The sequence below is a fragment of the Mucilaginibacter gotjawali genome (assembly GCF_002355435.1).
In the GTDB taxonomy this organism is placed as follows: Bacteria; Bacteroidota; Bacteroidia; order Sphingobacteriales; family Sphingobacteriaceae; genus Mucilaginibacter; species Mucilaginibacter gotjawali.
On sequence record NZ_AP017313.1, the window covers coordinates 2,306,084 to 2,325,540 of the forward strand.

The window sequence follows — 19,457 nt, forward strand, 5'->3', positions numbered from 1 at the left end:
ATTAGAGGTTAAATGGTTGTGAAACTGTAAACGGGTTATTTAAATAAGGATGTAATAAAACGGCGGGGTATTATAAAAGTAGTTATTTTCGTATGTTATCAAAGATAAACAGTATTTTTTTTTCAAAAAATGATATACATCAGGAAAATATATGTCACTAACTTTTTTAATATCACCTGATTAATCATTGGTTTTTGAATTGTTTTTTGCTGCACTTTGCGATTATATGATAAATTTGATTTTTCCTGTTATTCTCTCATAAATCATTAAACTCCAGGCGGATGACTGCATCTTTTTTTTACTTGTTAATATGCCTGATTGCCGCAATCGCCTTAATTGTTCTGCTTACCACCAAATATAAAGTTCCTGCTTTTTTTGCTTTGATCTTATCTGCGTTCATGGTGGGTTTGAGTGTGCAAATGCCCATTGGTTTAATGATAGGAACAATTAAAGATGGGTTTGGCAATATCCTTAAATTATTAGGCCTTGTGATTGTTTTGGGCACAACGTTAGGGGTATTGCTTGAATACACAGGAAGTACGGCAGTAATGGCTGGTTATATTTTGAAAAGGACCGGCGAAAAACACGCAGCCTGGGCGATGAGCATTACAGGTTTTATAGTCGGGTTACCTATATTTTGTGATTCAGGATTCATTGTATTGAGCGGATTGAACAACAGCCTTGCACGGCGGTCCGGAGTACCGTTAACCATGATGTCGGTTTCATTGGCGACTGGCCTTTATGCCGTTCACTGCCTGGCGCCCCCGCATCCCGGCAGTACAGCGGCCGCGGGAATCATAGGAGCCGATATTGGTAAACTAATGGTATACGGAGCCATCATCGCTATCCCCGGAATGATTGCCGGAAACCTATGGGCAAAGTATGCGGGAAGAAAATACCCGGGAGAGAAACCCGTGATTGAAGTAAACACCACAGTAACACAGCCGGGTCCTTCGGTTATCAAAGCCTTTTTGCCAATTATAGTGCCTTTATTATTAATAGGATTAAAATCTTTTATCACGTTGGCCGCTTTAGCCAATACACAATGGCTTATCCAACTGCTCCCGGTTGGTGACCCTGTAACCGCTCTTATGATCGGCATTTTACTGGCGTTCAATTGCAAAAGAAAGTGGACGAAGACTGAATTGGGACACCTTTTGCAGGATTCGGTGGATAAAGCGGGCGGGATATTGATCATTATTGGTGCAGGAGGCGCTTTTGGCGCCATATTGGCTGCCACAAAAATAGGAGCCCACTTCAGTGAGTTTTTAAACCTCGGTTATTTGGGTTTATTTTTCCCGTTCCTGTTAACCTTTGTTTTAAAAACTGCGCAAGGTTCGTCAACAGTAGCCATTATTACGGCAGCTACTATTGTGCAACCCTTGTTGGCAAACCTGGGCCTGGATACCGAAAACGGAAGGGTATTATGTGTACTGGCAATGGGAGCCGGTTCAATGATGATATCGCATGCCAATGACGCCTATTTTTGGGTGATCGCCAGATTTTCAGGCCTCGAAATGAAGACAATGCTTAGGGTTTATACTATCGCTACTATTTTCATGGGGTTAACGTCCATCACTTTGGTTTATATTCTTTCTAAATTCATCTGACATGCACATATTAATAGCCCCAAACGCTTTTAAAAACAGCCTTTCTGCTGAAGATGCGGCATTGGCTGTCAAACAGGGGCTGCAAATGAGTAAACTTAAATGTACGGTCACCTGTTTCCCGATTGCCGATGGGGGCGATGGCACGGGATCATTGATTATCAAACAATGCAAGGGTAAGGTTATAAAAAAAGAAGTCCATCATCCTTTCGGTACGAAGATCATGTCTCAGTTCGGCCTGATCGATAACGGGAAAACGGCCGTTGTTGAAATGGCAGATGCATCAGGATTAAGACTTTTAAATAAAGATGAGCTAAATCCAATGCTGGCCTCGTCAGCAGGAACCGGCGAACTGATCAGCTTTGCACTGGATGAAGGTGTAAATAAGATTATTATTGCGATGGGTGGCTCAGCCACGGTTGATGGCGGTTGCGGCATATTGGCCGCGCTGGGCGCAAGGTTTTTTGACCGGGCAGATAATCTTTTGCAACCTGTTCCACAAGGTCTTGCAAATCTCGCACGGATAGACATATCGCAGCTTGATGAACGGGTATTTGATTGCGAAATAATTGTGTTATGCGATGTAAATAACAAACTGCTGGGCCCCGATGGTTCAGCTGCTATATTCGGTCCGCAAAAGGGCGCTGGCCCTGAAGAGGTGGCCAGGCTCGAAAAATTCCTGGTCAACCTTGATGATATTACCGGTAAACAGGCAGGAAAAAGACTATCGGCAATGAAGTATGGCGGTACTGCCGGCGGGGCAGCTGCTGGTTTAAGTGCCTTTTTAAATGCAAAACTGGTTAATGGAATCGGGTACTTTTTACAGGTAACCGGTTTTGATGCTGTGCTTAAAAAGAGTAATTTATTGATAACCGCCGAAGGTAGTATTGATATGCAAACGCTGCAGGGCAAAGGCCCTTTTGGCGTTGCCGAACTGGCAAAAAAAAATGATATACCGGTAATTGGACTAGCCGGCCTTATCCCGCTCACAGAAAATATAGAATTGAATAAATATTTCGATATCCTGTTGGCTATTGGAAACGGGGCTGAAGACCTGCCCGAAGCTTTAAAGCATACAAGGGTGAACCTGGTGAGGACAGCCAGGGTGATTGGAGATTTGCTGTCGATGAAAAAGTAAGCCAGCCGGATAATAAAGCCATCTTATTTTTGCTGCTTACCTTCCACCAGGTAGTTGAAACTCAGTCCTGCTGCCGGGTATCGTATTTCCAACTGGTGCTGAATTTTTTTATAAACCCTTATTTCGGGATATGGCGCTACATTGGTTTCGGATAGGGCCCAATATCCAAGGTCGATAGTACTGTAGTCGTTGCAAAGATGGCGGTAATCAGGCTTGCAAAATCGCCTCAACCCGGGGCATTTGCTGGTGTCTTTAACACAAATAATCATTTGGGGTAGTTTGCCGGAATACATTGCCGACGATAAATAATTGTCCCAGTAACCTGCCAGGTTGAAGGCAGGTAAAATGCCCCAGCAAATCAAAACAGGTACATTCCTGCCGGAAAGAAGATGTTTAAAAGCCAGATCTGATTTGTTATTTTTAAAGAAGATGAGGTATAAATAGAGGATCATTGCCATATTCCAGGGCCAGACAATGCGGTTATAGTTTAAGCCGGGCGGACCTAAAAATATAAGGATAAACAGGTGCATTAATATCAGCAGCCCTGCTGCTATTCTCCTGGTTCTGGTAAATAGCAGTCCCAACCCAGCCGTTAACTCAAAAAATCCGGCACAATACCCGCCATAAAATAACCATCCCTGTTGTGCTGTTTTTGCCGGGATCCGGAGGAACAAATGAAGGATCATTTTACTCCAGATAGTTTGCAAAAAGCCCTCATTAAGTTTGCCCAAACCGCTGTAAAAATAAGTTGACGCTAAAATAAATGCAAAAGCAATGGTGGCTAACTTTTGATTGCCTGTATTTACAATAAAAATAAAGAGCGTAAACATGTACAGGTAATCCCATGGCTGAATCCTGTTTTGATCGAGCAGGCAGGATATGATTTCTGCTCCCAGTAAAGCGGCCAAAAATATTTTGTTTTTTGGAGAGATGAGCAATAAAAAAAGAAGTAAAATGGAAAGGCTAAACAGGGCGATATGAATGGCCGGCGGGAATCGGCCAGTAATTTCAAAAACCGGCGCCGTTGGAAATAACCGGTTGGTAGTAAACATTCTCCACCCCAACACTTTAACCGGCAGCCAGCATAAACAGGTTATTCTTATGATGAGTATATTTAATTTGTTATAGTCGCCGGGTAAGGAGTTGTTGTGCATTGGCGGATTTTAAATCTCAGCAAAATAAAAAAATAAAACCCGATTTACTTACGTAAACCGGGTTTTATTTATAATGATAGCGGCCAGTGCTGTTTGTTGTTTAACCGTTGCGCAGGCTGCTAGTAAAAATAAGCGTTAGTGATCAGGTCAGCAGCCAATTTGTCCCCGTTATTTGTGGTATTGGCCAGGCCATGAAACAAAATAGTATATACAAAACCGTTACTGATGGTTACACCTGGTAACGTTGCTAACACCGTATTTGTGCCGGTTTGCATGATTTGGAAAGTATAATTTGTTTGCCCGCTGATTGGCAAAAATGACGAATATCCTTTAAAAGCCTTGTTTGAAACCAAAATAGCACCCCCCTGTATTTTCAGATCAACGGAAGGGGCATCAGGACTCAGATTTACAAGGCGTACACTTGCTTTGCCGGAAGCTGGTCTGTTAAGTGTATCGTTTAGTAATACAATTTCCGGGTGGGCGCTCGTGTTGGCCAGGAAAAGCGAGTAGGCATTATTGGCTACAAGTGTAACGGGCGCTGTTGCAATGGTGTTTAAGGAGTTTGTGAAAAAGAGATTAACAGTTCTTTGTCCTGCGTAAGCCCTGAAATAGTCAATGTCATCACCATAGTATATCGGGTTTTGATTAACCTGGTTGGTGTTTAAAGCAAGGTTCATAGCGGGTTCATCAGGTGAGGCCTGGTAAAAAGTTACCAGGGCTGTAGGCGGGGCCACGTAATTAGAGGTATCTTTCAAACAAGAACTTAGCAATAAGGAAAATAAACCCAACGCCCCGATTCCCAACTTCATTTTTTTTGAATTTTTTAAAAGCCTTTTCATAATGCGGAAATTTTTGAAACTATTTTACTGCCATAACGAGTTCCGGGCTTAATTCGCTACAAAAGCGATGTGAAATTTGCCGTTTTTAATGAAAGTGAAATAGCACGAAGCGGCAAACACTTCGCATCGGCATTCATAAAATCCCGTAAAACTACGTGGCCAATTGCCGTAAAAACCCTTTAAATTCCGGGGTATAATTTTTTTAGATTTATACTAACATTACTAAACACGCAAAATCTTAACGCTATGGAAGCTCACAAAACAGATCATTCCAATATGAAACTTGGAAAGTCGCCGGCAGTTCACGACCCCCGGACCTTACTGATGGCTAACTATTTAACCCCTGACGCATTGCCGCCAACGCCTGCAAAATACGTGTATGCAAAAAATATACCTGCAAACGGATGGGGGATGATGGTTAATGATAAAATTGGAGATTGTACCTGTGCCGCTGCCGGTCATTTAATAATGGAGTGGACGGATGATAACGGCGCCCTGTTTACCCCATCAGATCAGGATATCGTTAATGCTTATTCGGCCATAACCGGCTATAATCCGGTTACAGGAAAAAACGACAATGGCGCGGTTGAAACCAATGTGCTGAATTATTGGAGGAAGAACGGAATTGCCGGGCATAAAATAATGGCGTACGCATCGCTTGAACCCAAAAATGAATCTCATATCAAATTAGGTACTTTTTTATTTGGCGGCTGTTATATCGGGGTATCCTTACCTTTAACTGCGCAAACACAAAAAGTTTGGTCGGTGCCGCCGGGCGGGGCAGCGGGTAGAGGTGCACCGGGATCATGGGGCGGCCACGCAGTTTGCGTTGTGGGTTATGATAGCCATGGTTTAACCGTTATTACATGGGGCGCTACCAAGAAAATGACATGGTCTTTCTGGAACGCCTATTGTGACGAAGCCTATGTCCTGATCAGCACTGATTTTGCTGCCGGAAAGACCGCTCCAAGCGGGTTTGACCTCGCCGCATTGCAGGCCGACCTGAAATTAATTGTGGCGTGAGGAAGTTGAAATAAGTTGTAAGGGTTGTAAATTGCCGCACCCTTACAACCCTTGCAACCTTTTTTACCAACTAATCATAACAAAGTATATATTTGAACAACCTTCAATTATTTCACCTTTATTATGATTCAGAGAAAAGTTATCCTATGGTCCGTCATTGTCGCTATTGGCGGATTTATTTTTGGGTTTGACACCGTTGTAATTTCCGGCGCCGAACAAGCCATCCAGGCCTATTGGCAATTAGGTGCATTAGCGCATGGCCTTACTACATCAATAGCTATTGTCGGCACCGTTTGCGGAGCGTTTTTCGGCCGGATCCCGGCAGACGCCCTTGGACGCAAAAAGTCGCTCCTTATCATTGCGCTTATATTTTTATTTTCCGCGATATTTTCTTCCTTCGCAACCAACTGGTATCTGTTCATGATCTTTCGCTTTATCGGCGGGATAGGAGTGGGCGCTTCATCAATTATTGCCCCTATATACATCTCCGAAATTTCGCCGGCAGCTGCCAGGGGCAGGTTGGTGGTTTTATTCCAGTTTAATATCGTGTTTGGTATCGTTATCGCTTTACTTTCAAATCTCGTGATCGTGCGCATCCTTGGCCCCTCGCATAACGATGCATGGCGATATATGCTTGGCGTAATGGCGGTGCCTTCACTTATATTTTTAATCTTGCTGAAATTAGTACCTGAGAGCCCGCGCTGGCTACTGCTGCAAGGCCGTTATGATGAAGCAAAAAATATATTTCAAATTATTAATCCTGATGGTTTTCAAGGCGAATTGGATTCGATCGTAAAAAGCAATAAGGAGGATGCTGAAGAACCGGGTGGTAAAGAACTATTCAGCGGCAGGTACAAAGTGCCCGCCAGGCTTGCCGTACTGATTGCATTTTTTAACCAGGTTTCGGGTATTAACGCTATACTTTACTACGCGCCCCGGATATTTGAAATGACGGGCCTGGGTAAAAACGCTTCCCTGGCCTCGTCGCTGGGCCTGGGTATCGTTAACTTTACGTTTACGATGATAGCCATCAAATTTATTGACAGCGTAGGCCGCAGAAAGCTGATGTTTATTGGGTCGGTCGGGTTGATCCTCACCTTAGGGCTGGTAAGCTTTTCGTTTTTTACACAAAATTTCAGTGGCTATTATATTATTATCTACCTGTCGTTGTTTATCGCATTTTTCTCTTTTTCGCAAGGCGCCGTTATCTGGGTGTTTATTTCCGAGATCTTTCCGAATCAGGTGCGGGCCAAAGGGCAAACATTGGGCAGCTTTACCCATTGGTTTATGGCAGCGCTCATTACGTTTATCTTCCCCTATTTTACAGAAAAACTTGGCGGCGGAAATACCTTTCTGTTTTTTACCATTATGATGATGTTCCAGCTGCTGTTTGTTTGGAAAATGATGCCCGAAACCAAAGGGAAGTCACTCGAAGATATTGAGCATACTTTAATAGGGCATTGAAACGTAGGTAAACATTGATTTAATTTGAAAATTTAACAGGCATGAAAAAGCTGATTCTTTTTGCGGTGCTTTTTTTGAGCATTACAACGGTCCAATCGCAAAACCAAACTAAGGTTACCAATCCTGATTATGATGAGGTGCTTGCAAAAAAGCTTGGGGCTGATAACTATGGTATGAAGCAATATGTTATGGCTTTTTTAAAGGATGGCCCGAACAGGATAACGGATTCTGTTAAAAGAAATGATTTGCAGCGGGCGCACCTTAAAAATATTATCAGGCTGGCTAAAGAAGGGAAGCTATTGATAGCAGGCCCGTTTTTGGACGGTAAAGAAGTAGAAGGTATATTTATTTTTAATGTGCCCACTGTTGAAGAGGCACGGGCGCTTACCGAAACTGATCCTGCTATTCAGGCTGGTTCGCTGGTAATGGAATTAAGGCCCTGGTACGGTTCGGCTGCTTTGGTCGAAATCTATTCCATCCATAAAAAACTGGAAAAAAAGAGTGTTGCCGATTTTTGAGTTTTTATATTGATTGCCAGTGTGTTATGAATTTATAGCGTGCTTGATAGATAGAGTTAATTGATTTAGCGGCGTTATATTTGTTGGTTTTTATTATTTGTTCCCAATTTGATTACTTGGTAAATAACACCAATTAAAAAAATAGCCAACAATACCAATTGCGCTTTTTGCACAAGCGGATCGTCAGGGCCAGCGGCTAATGGGTGGCCCATTGGCAATCTTGTTGATGTTTCAACAATAGCCGGTATAAATGAAAGAAAAACGGTTGTTGACAACAGGATAAGCTGGATGTAAGCCCTCGCTTTTCCGGAAATACGCTTTGCATAAACCCCAAGCGCAAGCAATACCAGTATGATTACACCAAGATAGTGCCCCGGCGTGGGGTGTCCGAATCTCATTATTGGGAAACCCGTAATACAGGTAATAACCGTCAATAAAATGTACAATTTCCCGGGGGAAGTCGCCGGGTTTATTTTTCCGTCCTTATATAAGGCATAGAGCGCAACCAGGATGGCTAATATGCTGATTGCTGTATGAATAATTCCCAAAATTGAAAGGTGGTTCGGCATAGTGTTAACGAATAAAGCGTTCGGTGCAGTTTAATAAACTAAATATCAGAAATAAATTTCATAAAACGCAACCACTTCATTTCGGCATTAGTTAACAAGCGGAATGTTTTTCCGATCTGTTTTTACTCCCATTTGAATGACCTGATGGATAAGGGGATGATGGCACAAGTCCAAAGCAAAAGACCGGCAACCGTGAGGGGCATTTGCCAGATATGGGTGCCCTCAAAGGCTATTTTACGCAAACCGGTTACAAAAAGCGTTAAGGGGAGCGCACTGCATATTTGCTCCATAAAATGCGGATAGTTTGTAATCGGGAAAAATAAACCGCAAAGCAGGATCTGCGGCAACACTACCGTATTGGCAATAGGGGTGATGGAATTTTCATTTTGCACCAACCCGCTGATGATGAACCCTATGCCCATAAAAATACTTAAACCAAAAAGCGAGAACACCAGCATTTCAGCTAATGTGGCAAACCCGTTTACCAGGGTGAACTTAAAAACAAAATAGCCAATGGCCACCATTACCAGGAAGCTGAGGATATGGAAAAATAAACGACTCAGCATTTCGCCTGCAATAATGGCCCTGCGCTTTACCGGCGCGGTGCGTAACCGCTTGAGCACCATGTTTTGGCGGAGGCTGAACAGCAGGAATGACGAACCGTAAACCCCTGCCATCAGCAATGAAAACCCCAGCTGCCCGGGTAAAATAAAATCGATATTGCGGTAAATGCGGCCTGGGGCTTTAGTCACCTGCAATAAAGCAATTGATGGATTATGCGGGAAGGCTTTGTGGTCAATTTTACTGATCGTTTCATTCAGCTGGGTTTGCAGCAGGCTAAGGTTATCTCCGGACGAGCCAGAGCTCCGTAAATGAACATTATAATGCGGCGCCAGGGTGAAAATATGATCGGCCGTAATATTTAAGATGGCGGTTATTTGCCCTTTCCGGAGTTCCTCGGATTGCCCGGTTTCGGATAAACCGGTGAGCAATTTAAGGTTTGGAACAGTTTTAATTGCTTTATACATCACGCTGCTTGTATCACATCCCGGCGCTACAGCTAACTTTATTGCCGGCGGCGCACCTACGTTAATTGACCCGAAAACGGTAATAAAGATTAATGGAAACAGCAGCGAAAAGACAATAGAAGTAGGGCTGCGTAAAGTAGCGAGTAAACTGTACCTTGAAATAGTTAACGCTGCCTTAAGCTGGTTTGCGGGATGGCTCATACCAACAAATATATTTCATTAGATACAAATAACTGAGTGGCCTGGTATTTTATTCAAATATTAAAACAAAAAAAGGAAAGCTTTATTATTTTTGCTGCCGCTGAACCGTCGGGCTGTTTAAGCGGTAAAGCGTTAAATTTCCCCTTAAAATGAAACTAAAACCAAGGCTCCTTTACGCACTTATTCTGTTAATCTTTACCTTTTATTCGTGCAAAACATTAAAACCATTGGCGCCGGCAAATGAGCAATCTGCAATCCCAAACATAGTTCAACCGGTTTCAAATGTGGAGGTGCCCGTTTCAGTGGACCTAAAGAATTATATTGTGCAGGCAGAGAATTCCGTCCCGCTTAAATTTGCCGATAACCAGCAGGCCTGCCAGGGATTAAGCTATGCTTATACCTTCACCCGCACCCCTTTTACCATCACCGGCAGCAATAACGTTGCCAGCCTTAAATTTACGGGCAGTTATGGCATCAGCGCATCTTATTGCGCCAAATGCGCCGCTGTTTTTGGCTCCGGGCCAAGGTGTATTGTGCCTACGGTTTCTGCACAATGCGGCTGGGGCGATGAGCCGCAACGGCGGATGGTGATCTCCTACCAGTCTACCATAAGCGTTATGCCTGATTATCACCTGCGTTCAAAAACTGTTTTATTCCCGGCCCCAAAGCCAATTGACAGGTGCAATATCCTATTGGGAAATATTGATGTAACCGACCGCCTCATCCAATACCTGAGCGGCCCGTTAAACGACCTTGGTAAACAGGTGGATACCAAAATTGCCGCGTACAACATCCGCCCTATGGTGGAACAGTTATGGAAAAACATTGCCACCGAATATAAGATGGAGGATATCGGCTACCTGTCCATTAACCCGCAATCAGTTCGGCTCAGCAGCTTTAATTTAAGCGGGTCGCAGCTAAACTTTTCTGTCGGGCTCTCTGCAAAGCCGGTGGTTACTACGGTAAGCATTGCCGCGCCGCCCAAACCTTTGCCCAACTTAACCACTTATGTGCCCGCCAAAGGCTTTAACGTGTACCTGGACCTGGTGGAAAACTATGATCATCTTACCAATATGGTGAACCAGCAGGTGGCCGGCCAAAAGACCACGGTGGCAGGCAACGAATTTATTGTTGACCATGCCCGCGTCTTCGGCACGGGTAAACAAATTGTGATGCAGATCGATTTCAGCGGTTCTTCAACCGGCACTATTTACCTGGTAGCAACGCCTACGTACGACCCGGTAACGCACATCCTCTCGTTCCCCGACCTGAGCTTCGACCTGCAAACCAAGGCATGGATGCTTAAAGTGGCCAAATGGATGTTTAATGGCAAAATAGTGGATGCTATCCGACAAAAGTCCGCCTATAATTTCACTAAGTTTTTGGCCGACAGCAAAAACCGCATCCAAAAACAAATGAGCCGCGACTATGGCAATAACATCAGCTCCGAAGTAACCATACAGGATATGGATATCCAGGCCATTTATCCAACGGTGGATAAGCTGGTGATCCGCACCCTGTCAAACGGGCAGCTGAAGGTAAAGGTGGTGATGTAATTGGTAACCGTCGCTTTTGTCCGCGGGTGTTCCTCCTTATAGCAGGACAGCCTGTCAACAGTATGAAACACCCTGAACAGGATCTGAAAACCGGGTACATTTACCTTTGCAATCTGTATTTTTCTTGACACTTACGCCGATTCTTTCATTTTTACGGGCTGCACAACGAGTTGATAAACAAGTAGTAATGCTTTTTAATTAGCCATAAATTATTCTTTTTTTAACCTTTGCTAAATATTACGTTGGAATTTGATTGCTTAATAAGTAATAAATTCAACTGGCAGAATTTCAAAATAATTTGCATTTATTCTTCCTGTTGTCTATATTCATCGGTAGTTAAATATCACAAAGCCCGGACGCCGAAAAGGGAACAAAAGAGTAGGCATACCTAAAATCTTTTACATCATGAATCATCATTTAACCATCATCCTGTTGCGTATTTAGTGGCTTTGCCTTGGCAAACCAAATTTTAAATACCGTAAAAACACCTTTTTAAATACCGTGAAATTGCCCGTTACCGGGCGGTTTTGGGTGTTTAGTTTTGAGGTAGTGAAATAGTAATAAATACCCGGAAGCTGAAAAGGGATTTTAGAGTAAGCGGACTTAAATCTTTCACATCATGTTCAATAGTGTTATCTTGGATGTCGCGATTGGAGTTGTGTTTATTTTTCTGACTTACAGTTTGTTGGCTACATCCATACAGGAAGCGATTGCAACTGGCCTTTCCCTTAGGGCACGTAATCTCAAGGACGGTATCGTTAACGGAATGCTCAGTGATACGCCAAACGATCCGAGGTGGTTAAGCTTTTTTAAAGGTATATGGTCAAAAGGTGTTTGGTCGTTTCTTTTAAGTCTTTTTTATATTTTTGTTCCAAGACCCAAACCCAAATGCAAAAATCTGGGGCATCATTTTTATGAGCATCCAATCATAAAAAATTATGGTTCCAGTCGTTTCTACCCGCATCCCTCGTATTTGCCTACTTCCAATTTTTCAAGCATCTTGGTGGACGTTTTAAAAAAGGATTTTACATTTAAAATTAACGACATCGCCAATAAAAAGGCGATGATGCAGCCAAACCTTACTCAAAATCAAATAAAACAGAATCTTCAAAACAGCCCTGATGTGGTTAAACTAAAGGAGTTGTTGTCTTATTACGACAATATAATATACCGACAAAGTAAAGGGGTCGATAAAGAAAGTCAAGCAAACGGGGGAGTAATCATTGATAAAGACACATTGCGGATACTTCAAATGCATTTGCGTAATAGTTTATATAATATTGATGATTTTAATAAAACCCTCGAAAGTTGGTTTGATGATACTATGAACCGTATTTCCGGTTGGTACAAAAGGCAGGTTCAGGTCATTCTTTTTTTGATAGGATTTTCTTTCGCGGTTATTTTTAATGTTGATATTATTCAAATCGAGGGGAAACTGTCTACGGATAAAGATGCCCGCGATCAACTAGTTCAGCTTGCTGTCAAGCAAGCCGCCACAGATAAAGCTAACCCGCCCGGCGCGCCTGCAAATGCAACCCAAAATACTAATCATCTTGAGGAAGCTAAAAAATTGATAAACGATAATGCAATAAAAGCCAATACGCTAATGGGCCTTGGCTGGGGCGACTATGGCAGAAAGCAGGATAGTGCAAAAATTGTTTCTGATTACTTTAAAAGCAATAGTGATTCATCACATATACTATTTAATCAAATTGCGGATATTAAAAAATTAGCCTTAAGCCAGATAACGCCATTAAATACCATAGTTAAACAAACAAAAAACCTGAGCGCACTTGAGGCAAAAAAAATAAACGAAACAAATTCAGCTAAAGCTCAGAAAATTCAACAGCAGGCAATGGCAGAGGCCAATAAGATCAGAAAAAAAATAGTTGATAGCGAATTCGGTGCTGGTGATAAGATATCTTTTGTTTGGCACAAGTTGAGAAATTGGGAAAAAGTTCTTGGCATGTTGATCACTGCTTTTGCGGTTTCACTTGGTGCTCCGTTTTGGTTCGATTCGCTTAGCAAACTAATTTCTTTACGTGGCACCGGCGCAAAGGAAGGCAGTAGCGGCAATAAACCGGCAAACAATGCTTCCGCTGCTCAAACCCAACCGGTAACAGTAAATGTTGCACAACAACCAGGTAAGGAGGCGGTAGGATAAAATGGCTATATATGTTGTAACCGTGGATAAACTTAACAGACGCAGCGTGATACCGTCAAAAATGCCCGACACGAATAATATTGTTGGAGTAGTAAATAAGGGGTATAAATTTAATGGTCATGAAGTAGACCCGGACGAAATACCCAACTACACCTTGGGAAAATGGTATCGGGGAACCGATGGGAGCTTTTATTGGGGCGGTGGCGTTTCACTTGTTCAGGCGGATGTGAAAAAAACATTATTGGACTTAAACCAAATCGTTATAGTAACCGGGGCAACCCTGGCAATCGCCCAATTGTTTCTTCAGTATATTAACCATGCCTGTGCCAGGTATCAAATTAATACGCCGGTAAGGCAATTGTGTTTTTTGATTCAGCTTGGCCACGACAGCGACGGGCTTTTTTATACCGAGGAGGTAGCGACCGGACATGGATACGAGGAAGATAAACATTTGGGCAATACACATAAACACGACGGGGTAACCTACAAAGGGCGTGGGCTGCTGAAAATTGTTGGCCGGCGCGCGTATGAAGAACTTGAAAATGAATTTGACAAAAACTTTGTTTTAAAGCCAACCATTTTAGGAGGCAAAAACGCCACTTTGTGCGAATCGGAACAACTAAAATATGCTGCATTAAGCGCAGGCTGGTTGTGGGATAAAAAAGAACTAAATAAACTAGCTGATAAAATCGATATAAAGAAACCCATCGATGAAGAAACAAATCTTAAACACTTTGAAGCAATAACCTATAAGATCGCTGGCAGCTATCAGGGCCTTTCCGATCAAATAAAAAAGTTTAACGCTGGCTTGCAATATTTTAAATAACCATGACACAATACATTGTAACCGCTGATTTATTAAACGTTAGGAGGGAAACCCCGCAAAGTCTTACTGATCCGAATGTTGTGGGGACAGTAAATAAGGGCCATGCTTTTGACGGAACTCCAGTTCCAGCCAATCAACTGACTAATCCTGATTTAGGGCCTTTTATTAAGGATAATATTAGCGGGAATGTTGTTTCGGGCGCCTTTGTGATGGCCGGAGATGAAAATGGTTCTTTAATCCCGACATCCCAAAGTGATATTGACACTTTCAACAACAATGCCAAATTTCCACCAACCTTAATTAATTGGAATAGTAGAGTTGTAAAACTTCCGGCTGAAATAAGAAATACCTTAGGTAGCGGGATTAGAGTTGCAGTTTTGGATACCGGGATCGAAAGGACGCATATAGACTTAGCTCAAAACTTAGTTGATTCAGTAGATTTTACAGATGCGGAAGCCGGGGATTCAGATCAAGTGGGCCACGGAACCGAAATGGCGTCTTTAATAGCGGCAAGCGCATATTTTGCTGGCATCAAAGGGATTACAGGCGTAGCTCCACAAGCGAAAATTTATTCGGCAAAAGTTATGTATGATGAAGGTGGTCCCGGCGACAATGACCCCAAAATATTTCTGAGTGTGGAAAATGGACTGAGTCATGTTTTACAAAAAAATGTTGACATAGTTAATATGTCAATCGGACGTCCTCCAGCATTCCCTTTTCCAGATGTCAAAAAGGGAATTACCAACATGATTTCTCAGAATACTACAACTGTTTTTTTCGCGGCCACAAAGGAAATTAGTCAAATTAATAGTGCATCCGATTTATTAGATATTTTTCCAGCTAATATTGAAAATGTTATTCCCGTTTGCACATTAACAAAAGAACTTGTCAATGAATATTGGGATCAACTGCCGATACCCTTGATAATAATCCCTGTTTTTAAACCATGGGCCTGTGACATCCAAGTTAATCAATATTATTCTCAAAATTCCGGCAGTAGTATTTCTACTGCATTGATGGCCGGGATTACTGCGCTCATCTTAAGTCACAATTCATCCGTCATTAGAACTAAACAAGGAATTATCGACGAGTTGAAAAAGTATACTTCGAACATAGATGAAGCCTTTAGTAATATCGGAAACGAAATTCACCTAATCTTAAAAAGTTAAATAATGTGCCATGAAAAAATTTAGTTTGATTGTATTCTCTCTTTTTCACCTGAGTATTTGTTATTCTCAGGTCGCGTATTACGATGCGAATAGTTTATCGAAGTTACTCGATACTAACAAACACTTTAGCAAAACGGCAGTTAAAGTGTCAATGCTGTATACCATACTGCACAAAAGCTATGGTGTTGATAGTGCAAGCTTCATTAAACTTCAAAACGATCCGAAATATAATCCGTTTCTGTATCCGTTTTTTGAGTCAGCAAACGGAAAAACTTTAGCAGAAACGACGCCAATACTGTCAAATAATTGGGTGTCAACTACAGAGAATGCAATTGGAAATCTGCCAGTAACAAATATCGCCAGTGGGCTAGCTGGTTTTTTAGTAAAAAGAGCCAAGGAAGAGTTGTTTATCTCAATAATCCAAAAACTTCAAGATCCCACAAAATTTCCTGAGTTTCAGATCCTTTTTCCCAAAACTATGGCTTTAATGAAAAATTTTAAAGCCTGGGAATATTCCAATGTATTAAACACTTTAAAAGCAGCCTTTGAAAAGGATTTACAACAATTGCTGATCGATATCCCCCAATTAACTACGTTACCTAACTTAGATACTACAGGTATGCCCGCAGTTAGTAAAAAGAAAATAGATAGTCTTTATTCTAAAGCCGTAATCAAAAGGGTTAATGCAATACGGAAATTTCTTAATACGGCTGATGCACGCGTTTTAATCTCTGCCATGCGGATAGGCGGAGGAATTATTAACGGGGAAAAAATTCCGGATATCATTCATGTTGTTTCAGGTGACAAGTTTCTAGCAAATATACCTGGCGAAAAACCGAATGTCACAAATGCAATCAAATTTCTCGATATCCTCAGTTATAGTTTGCGAAGCCAGACAAAAGGACAAAATTATATTCCATTCAAGGAATTTGAAGCTTTTATTGCTGATAATGTGTCCGCTAAGCTTTATCTGGGTTTGATCTATCAGCAAATGATCAATGAAAATATACAATTTACAAACATTAATATCAGTAAATTAGAAGGAATTCTTAATTCAAATGGGCTTAGAACATATTTGGACAGTTTGGTACATAATGGAGAAGATTTAAATACAGCAATGTCTGGCTTGACGGCTGCAAAAAAGAAAGGTGAAAAGGATTTATCCACCTACTGGTCGGCAATATTTCAATCTGCAAATGGATTGATCCAGTCATTATCCGATATTAAAGTAATAGACAATGACTTCGAGGTTCCGGCCAGGGTTGATTCAGTGTTTAGTTACAGTTCAAAAACATTGGAGGTTGCCCAGGATATTGCAAGCAATAACTATAGCGGTGCGATCGTTGGAATAGATGCTCTTATACCAGCAACAGGTAAGGATAACGATTTTAAAAAGCTTTTTCTAAAATATGGATCTTTTGTGGCGAATTTGGTGGAGGCTAAGACTGCCGGTGATGCAGAAAATGCTATCGAGGCGGTTGCCTTGCCCGTTGGAAGTTATACAGTGAAACAAAATTCAACATGGAATATCTCCGTTAACGGATACGTCGGCTATGGGAAAGATGGTAACTACGCAAGCGGGATATATGCTCCCATCGGCTTTTCAGCGTCGACTTCAAACTTTTGGGGATTATGTAATTGCCAAGTGCCTTTAACACTTTTTGTTCCGATATTTGATGTCGGAAGTATTGCTCAGTATCAACTCAACAATCCAACCACAACCGGTACTTCAACAACCGGTACTCCAACTGGTACTTCCACCACGGCATCTACCATTAACACCTCATCAAGCAACCAGCAAATTAAATTAGGGAGTCTTTTTGCCCCAGGTGCCGAATTGCTTTTTGAATACCCTAAATGGCCATTCGCTTTTGGAGCTGGTTATAGGAGAACGCCCACGCTATCTTATTCAAGCGGATCGACTTACACAACGGTAGGGGCAAGGTGGGAAGTGAATTTCACGATTTTAATTGATATTCCAATTTTTACCTTGCTTAATAGAAGTAAAGATTGAAAAGAATTTGTAGCCAGATTTTATAGAATTTTAAATATAACAGAAACCTAAAGTCTAAGCCTTAAAAGCCTTGATCGCAAAACGGTCAAGGCTTCTTAATTTTTAGCGCCGAAGGGACTCAGGGCCTTTTGCAAACCTGGTTTAAAAATAAGCTTATGTTTGTCATGAATCTGTGGAAGGAATTCCCCAATTAAAATGAAACACATTGAAAATAAGTTAGTTACCAGAATGTATTTTAAAAATTAAATTTTAAATAATTGATTATCAGTTTTTTAGCTAAAATCGGTAATTTGTTAAAATGTGAAATATCCTGATAATGAGCGTGTTTCACAACGTTCCACTTTGTTCCGCGAGTAAAAATGGGACACCTGGAACGCCATAAGCAAAGGTTCCGCCAAGCGTGACCTGTTGATCAGTCCCATCCAGATCGTTAATCAAAAAAGAAGAATTTCACAATTTCAGAGGGTTTCTAAGTATAACGCGCTAAAAACCACGATCCCCCCTTACTTCGCTATCCCCTCCAAATATTCCACAAACTTTTTATTCGTATAGTCTGCGCCGCCTTCGTGCCTTAACACCATTTTGCCGGTTTTGTCAAGGATGACGGTGGTGGGGATGGCGTTGCCTAAATAACCTTCGGGCATTTGGCTGGCCAGGTTATAAACGGGCAGGGCGTAGGCGTTCTTCTTCATAAAGGGTACCGACTTGCTGAAGTTATTGTCTACATCTACCGGGAAGATGACGATATGGGGGTTGTTTTTAAACCGTTTGTACAGCGCGTTGATGGACGGCATTTCGGCCACGCAGGGCGGGCACCAGGTGGCCCAGAAATTAATCAGGATCACTTTGCCTTTCAGATCCTGGATATTGAGCGTTTTGCCGTCGGAGGATTTAAGCAGCAGGTAGGGTATTGCCGTATTGCCGGTATTTTCTTTTTCATTAACTGTACTGCCTGTCGGCGGCTGAAAGAAACCGATCTTCATACAGCCTTCAATCATTAACGCTTTGGCTTGCGGGCTTATAATAAGGGTCACCATTAATGCCCCGATGATTATATTGGTTATAGCAGACTTGTTGAACAGTTTCTTTTTCATGCGCTAAATTTATGTTTATTAAGTGGATATTTTATTATATCAGACTGATCCCCGTAAGGGCAGTTGCAAACAGGGGCTAAGGTCGGGATAAATTTATAGCGGTATGGTAACAAAAGTTACCATATACGATGAAATGGTGAGGCGCAACAGGAGGGTCCAAACACCGGCACGCCTGGATAGCCTAGCTATTTTCAAATCGTCCGGATTTTTTGCTCAGCGTAATTTTGTAAACGATCACTTCGATTTTGGTATCTATTTCGCTTTCTTTTTCGGCTATTGCATGGTGAGGGTGTTCCGCAGGTTTGTCAACCAAAGGCATTATGCGGTGGATCAGCCCCTGCATTGCCTGTTGTTTCTCATCAAAATCGGTAATCTCTTCATACTTGCCCCAGGCAATAACGCTTTGCCATTTAAACACACTTTGAATATCATCTACCTGGAAACATACTTTCGGGTTTTTCCGCATCATGTCAATTTTTCGCCCCTTTGCTGAATGTGCGAAAATATACGGATCGCGGTAAAAGTAATTGATTGGTACCACATAGGTAATGCCATCCGCATGGCAACCAAGCCGACCTGTTACCTGTTTCTTCAACAGGTCTTCAATCTGTTTTTCGTTTAGCTTGCCCAGCATGGCCTTAGTTTTTTGGTTATTATTGGATTTGCTTCTTATAAAATTAAGCCGTATTAAACCGGAAATAAATGACAGTGGTCAGTTAAAATAATAACACTCATCATAATGCCCTGCTCCATTTCAGGCAGCACAATTAAATGGAATTTTCGCCATTTAATATGCCGGAAAGGTTGAATGCTTTAAGCAATTAAGTGCTCAAAAGTTAAATTCTGTTTTAGTATCAGGCAAAACTGAGTTCAAATAACGCAGTTGGTATATACAATAACAGCGTTGGTGTAATAAATTTGGAACTCGATTTTTTTAAAACCTAACTTAGGGTATTAATTAATCAATAATCCCCTGTTTTATGGAAGCGGTTAATTAGTAATGTTCCTGAACCCCGATCATATTATCCAAATTATAAATAAAAGACTTGAACCTGATCTGCCTTTAAATAGTGCTTATTAAAATTTGTTCTTA

General features: G+C 41.8%; 16 protein-coding genes. 10 read left to right on the forward strand and 6 right to left on the reverse strand.

Annotated elements, in window-relative coordinates:
• Nucleotides 1-281 precede the first annotated feature (281 nt).
• Nucleotides 282-1,610, forward strand: coding sequence for a GntP family permease (locus tag MgSA37_RS10545; protein WP_096351780.1), 1,329 nt, complete (start codon nt 282-284; stop codon nt 1,608-1,610).
• A 1-nt stretch (nt 1,611) separates the two neighbouring features.
• Nucleotides 1,612-2,745 carry a glycerate kinase gene (locus MgSA37_RS10550; protein ID WP_096351781.1) on the forward strand — a complete coding sequence of 378 codons (1,134 nt, stop codon included), beginning with the start codon at nt 1,612-1,614 and terminating at the stop codon, nt 2,743-2,745.
• Nucleotides 2,746-2,768: 23 nt separating this feature from the next.
• Here the strand turns inward: MgSA37_RS10550 and MgSA37_RS10555 are convergent, their stop codons facing one another.
• Together MgSA37_RS10555 and MgSA37_RS10560 are read right to left on the reverse strand one after the other, a co-directional pair.
• Nucleotides 2,769-3,899, reverse strand: coding sequence for a hypothetical protein (locus MgSA37_RS10555; protein ID WP_096351783.1), 1,131 nt, complete (start codon nt 3,897-3,899; stop codon nt 2,769-2,771).
• Between the two features lie 119 nt (nt 3,900-4,018).
• Complete coding sequence (locus tag MgSA37_RS10560) at nt 4,019-4,708, reverse strand: DUF4397 domain-containing protein (protein ID WP_157750526.1); 690 nt, start codon at nt 4,706-4,708, stop codon at nt 4,019-4,021.
• A gap of 276 nt (nt 4,709-4,984) precedes the next feature.
• Here MgSA37_RS10560 and MgSA37_RS10565 point away from each other — a divergent pair, with 276 nt between their 5' ends.
• From MgSA37_RS10565 to MgSA37_RS10575, 3 genes are all read left to right on the forward strand, one after another.
• Entirely contained in the window at nt 4,985-5,761 is a 777-nt protein-coding gene (locus MgSA37_RS10565) for a hypothetical protein (protein ID WP_096351786.1), read from the forward strand.
• Nucleotides 5,762-5,884: 123 nt separating this feature from the next.
• Nucleotides 5,885-7,225 (forward strand): sugar porter family MFS transporter, encoded by a 1,341-nt coding sequence (locus MgSA37_RS10570; protein WP_172885310.1) that lies wholly within the window; start codon nt 5,885-5,887, stop codon nt 7,223-7,225.
• A 41-nt stretch (nt 7,226-7,266) separates the two neighbouring features.
• On the forward strand, nt 7,267-7,743 hold the full coding sequence (locus MgSA37_RS10575; protein WP_096351789.1) for a YciI family protein: 477 nt from the start codon (nt 7,267-7,269) through the stop codon (nt 7,741-7,743).
• Nucleotides 7,744-7,817: 74 nt separating this feature from the next.
• On the opposite strand, the gene MgSA37_RS10580 is transcribed toward MgSA37_RS10575, so the two are convergent.
• Nucleotides 7,818-8,312 carry a hypothetical protein gene (locus MgSA37_RS10580; protein WP_096351791.1) on the reverse strand — a complete coding sequence of 165 codons (495 nt, stop codon included), beginning with the start codon at nt 8,310-8,312 and terminating at the stop codon, nt 7,818-7,820.
• 122 nt (nt 8,313-8,434) lie between these two features.
• Nucleotides 8,435-9,541, reverse strand: a complete 1,107-nt coding sequence (locus tag MgSA37_RS10585; RefSeq protein ID WP_096351792.1) for an ABC transporter permease — start codon at nt 9,539-9,541, stop codon at nt 8,435-8,437.
• Between the two features lie 149 nt (nt 9,542-9,690).
• Here MgSA37_RS10585 and MgSA37_RS10590 point away from each other — a divergent pair, with 149 nt between their 5' ends.
• From MgSA37_RS10590 to MgSA37_RS10610, 5 genes are all read left to right on the forward strand, one after another.
• A complete protein-coding gene (locus MgSA37_RS10590; RefSeq protein ID WP_096351794.1) occupies nt 9,691-11,097 on the forward strand; it encodes a DUF4403 family protein in 1,407 nt (468 codons plus the stop codon).
• A gap of 619 nt (nt 11,098-11,716) precedes the next feature.
• Nucleotides 11,717-13,261 carry a hypothetical protein gene (locus MgSA37_RS10595; RefSeq protein ID WP_096351795.1) on the forward strand — a complete coding sequence of 515 codons (1,545 nt, stop codon included), beginning with the start codon at nt 11,717-11,719 and terminating at the stop codon, nt 13,259-13,261.
• A gap of 1 nt (nt 13,262) precedes the next feature.
• Nucleotides 13,263-14,087, forward strand: a complete 825-nt coding sequence (locus MgSA37_RS10600) for a hypothetical protein (protein WP_096351797.1) — start codon at nt 13,263-13,265, stop codon at nt 14,085-14,087.
• A gap of 2 nt (nt 14,088-14,089) precedes the next feature.
• Nucleotides 14,090-15,256, forward strand: a complete 1,167-nt coding sequence (locus MgSA37_RS10605) for a S8 family peptidase (protein WP_096351799.1) — start codon at nt 14,090-14,092, stop codon at nt 15,254-15,256.
• Nucleotides 15,257-15,266: 10 nt separating this feature from the next.
• Nucleotides 15,267-17,270, forward strand: coding sequence for a hypothetical protein (locus MgSA37_RS10610; RefSeq protein WP_096351800.1), 2,004 nt, complete (start codon nt 15,267-15,269; stop codon nt 17,268-17,270).
• 503 nt (nt 17,271-17,773) lie between these two features.
• Here the strand turns inward: MgSA37_RS10610 and MgSA37_RS10615 are convergent.
• A complete protein-coding gene (locus MgSA37_RS10615; RefSeq protein WP_096351802.1) occupies nt 17,774-18,364 on the reverse strand; it encodes a TlpA family protein disulfide reductase in 591 nt (196 codons plus the stop codon).
• A gap of 181 nt (nt 18,365-18,545) precedes the next feature.
• Nucleotides 18,546-18,998, reverse strand: coding sequence for a pyridoxamine 5'-phosphate oxidase family protein (locus MgSA37_RS10620; RefSeq protein WP_096351803.1), 453 nt, complete (start codon nt 18,996-18,998; stop codon nt 18,546-18,548).
• Nucleotides 18,999-19,457: the final 459 nt, after the last annotated feature.

Coding starts and splice junctions, on each gene's coding strand:
- MgSA37_RS10565 (WP_096351786.1), top strand. CDS start 4,985: ATGGAAGCTCACAAAACAGATCATTCCAATATGAAACTTGGAAAGTCG.
- MgSA37_RS10570 (WP_172885310.1), top strand. CDS start 5,885: ATGATTCAGAGAAAAGTTATCCTATGGTCCGTCATTGTCGCTATTGGC.
- MgSA37_RS10600 (WP_096351797.1), top strand. CDS start 13,263: ATGGCTATATATGTTGTAACCGTGGATAAACTTAACAGACGCAGCGTG.
- MgSA37_RS10555 (WP_096351783.1), bottom strand. CDS start 3,899: ATGCACAACAACTCCTTACCCGGCGACTATAACAAATTAAATATACTC.
- MgSA37_RS10615 (WP_096351802.1), bottom strand. CDS start 18,364: ATGAAAAAGAAACTGTTCAACAAGTCTGCTATAACCAATATAATCATC.
- MgSA37_RS10575 (WP_096351789.1), top strand. CDS start 7,267: ATGAAAAAGCTGATTCTTTTTGCGGTGCTTTTTTTGAGCATTACAACG.
- MgSA37_RS10545 (WP_096351780.1), top strand. CDS start 282: ATGACTGCATCTTTTTTTTACTTGTTAATATGCCTGATTGCCGCAATC.
- MgSA37_RS10560 (WP_157750526.1), bottom strand. CDS start 4,708: ATGAAGTTGGGAATCGGGGCGTTGGGTTTATTTTCCTTATTGCTAAGT.
- MgSA37_RS10590 (WP_096351794.1), top strand. CDS start 9,691: ATGAAACTAAAACCAAGGCTCCTTTACGCACTTATTCTGTTAATCTTT.
- MgSA37_RS10550 (WP_096351781.1), top strand. CDS start 1,612: ATGCACATATTAATAGCCCCAAACGCTTTTAAAAACAGCCTTTCTGCT.
- MgSA37_RS10585 (WP_096351792.1), bottom strand. CDS start 9,541: ATGAGCCATCCCGCAAACCAGCTTAAGGCAGCGTTAACTATTTCAAGG.
- MgSA37_RS10580 (WP_096351791.1), bottom strand. CDS start 8,312: ATGCCGAACCACCTTTCAATTTTGGGAATTATTCATACAGCAATCAGC.
- MgSA37_RS10620 (WP_096351803.1), bottom strand. CDS start 18,998: ATGCTGGGCAAGCTAAACGAAAAACAGATTGAAGACCTGTTGAAGAAA.
- MgSA37_RS10595 (WP_096351795.1), top strand. CDS start 11,717: ATGTTCAATAGTGTTATCTTGGATGTCGCGATTGGAGTTGTGTTTATT.
- MgSA37_RS10610 (WP_096351800.1), top strand. CDS start 15,267: ATGAAAAAATTTAGTTTGATTGTATTCTCTCTTTTTCACCTGAGTATT.
- MgSA37_RS10605 (WP_096351799.1), top strand. CDS start 14,090: ATGACACAATACATTGTAACCGCTGATTTATTAAACGTTAGGAGGGAA.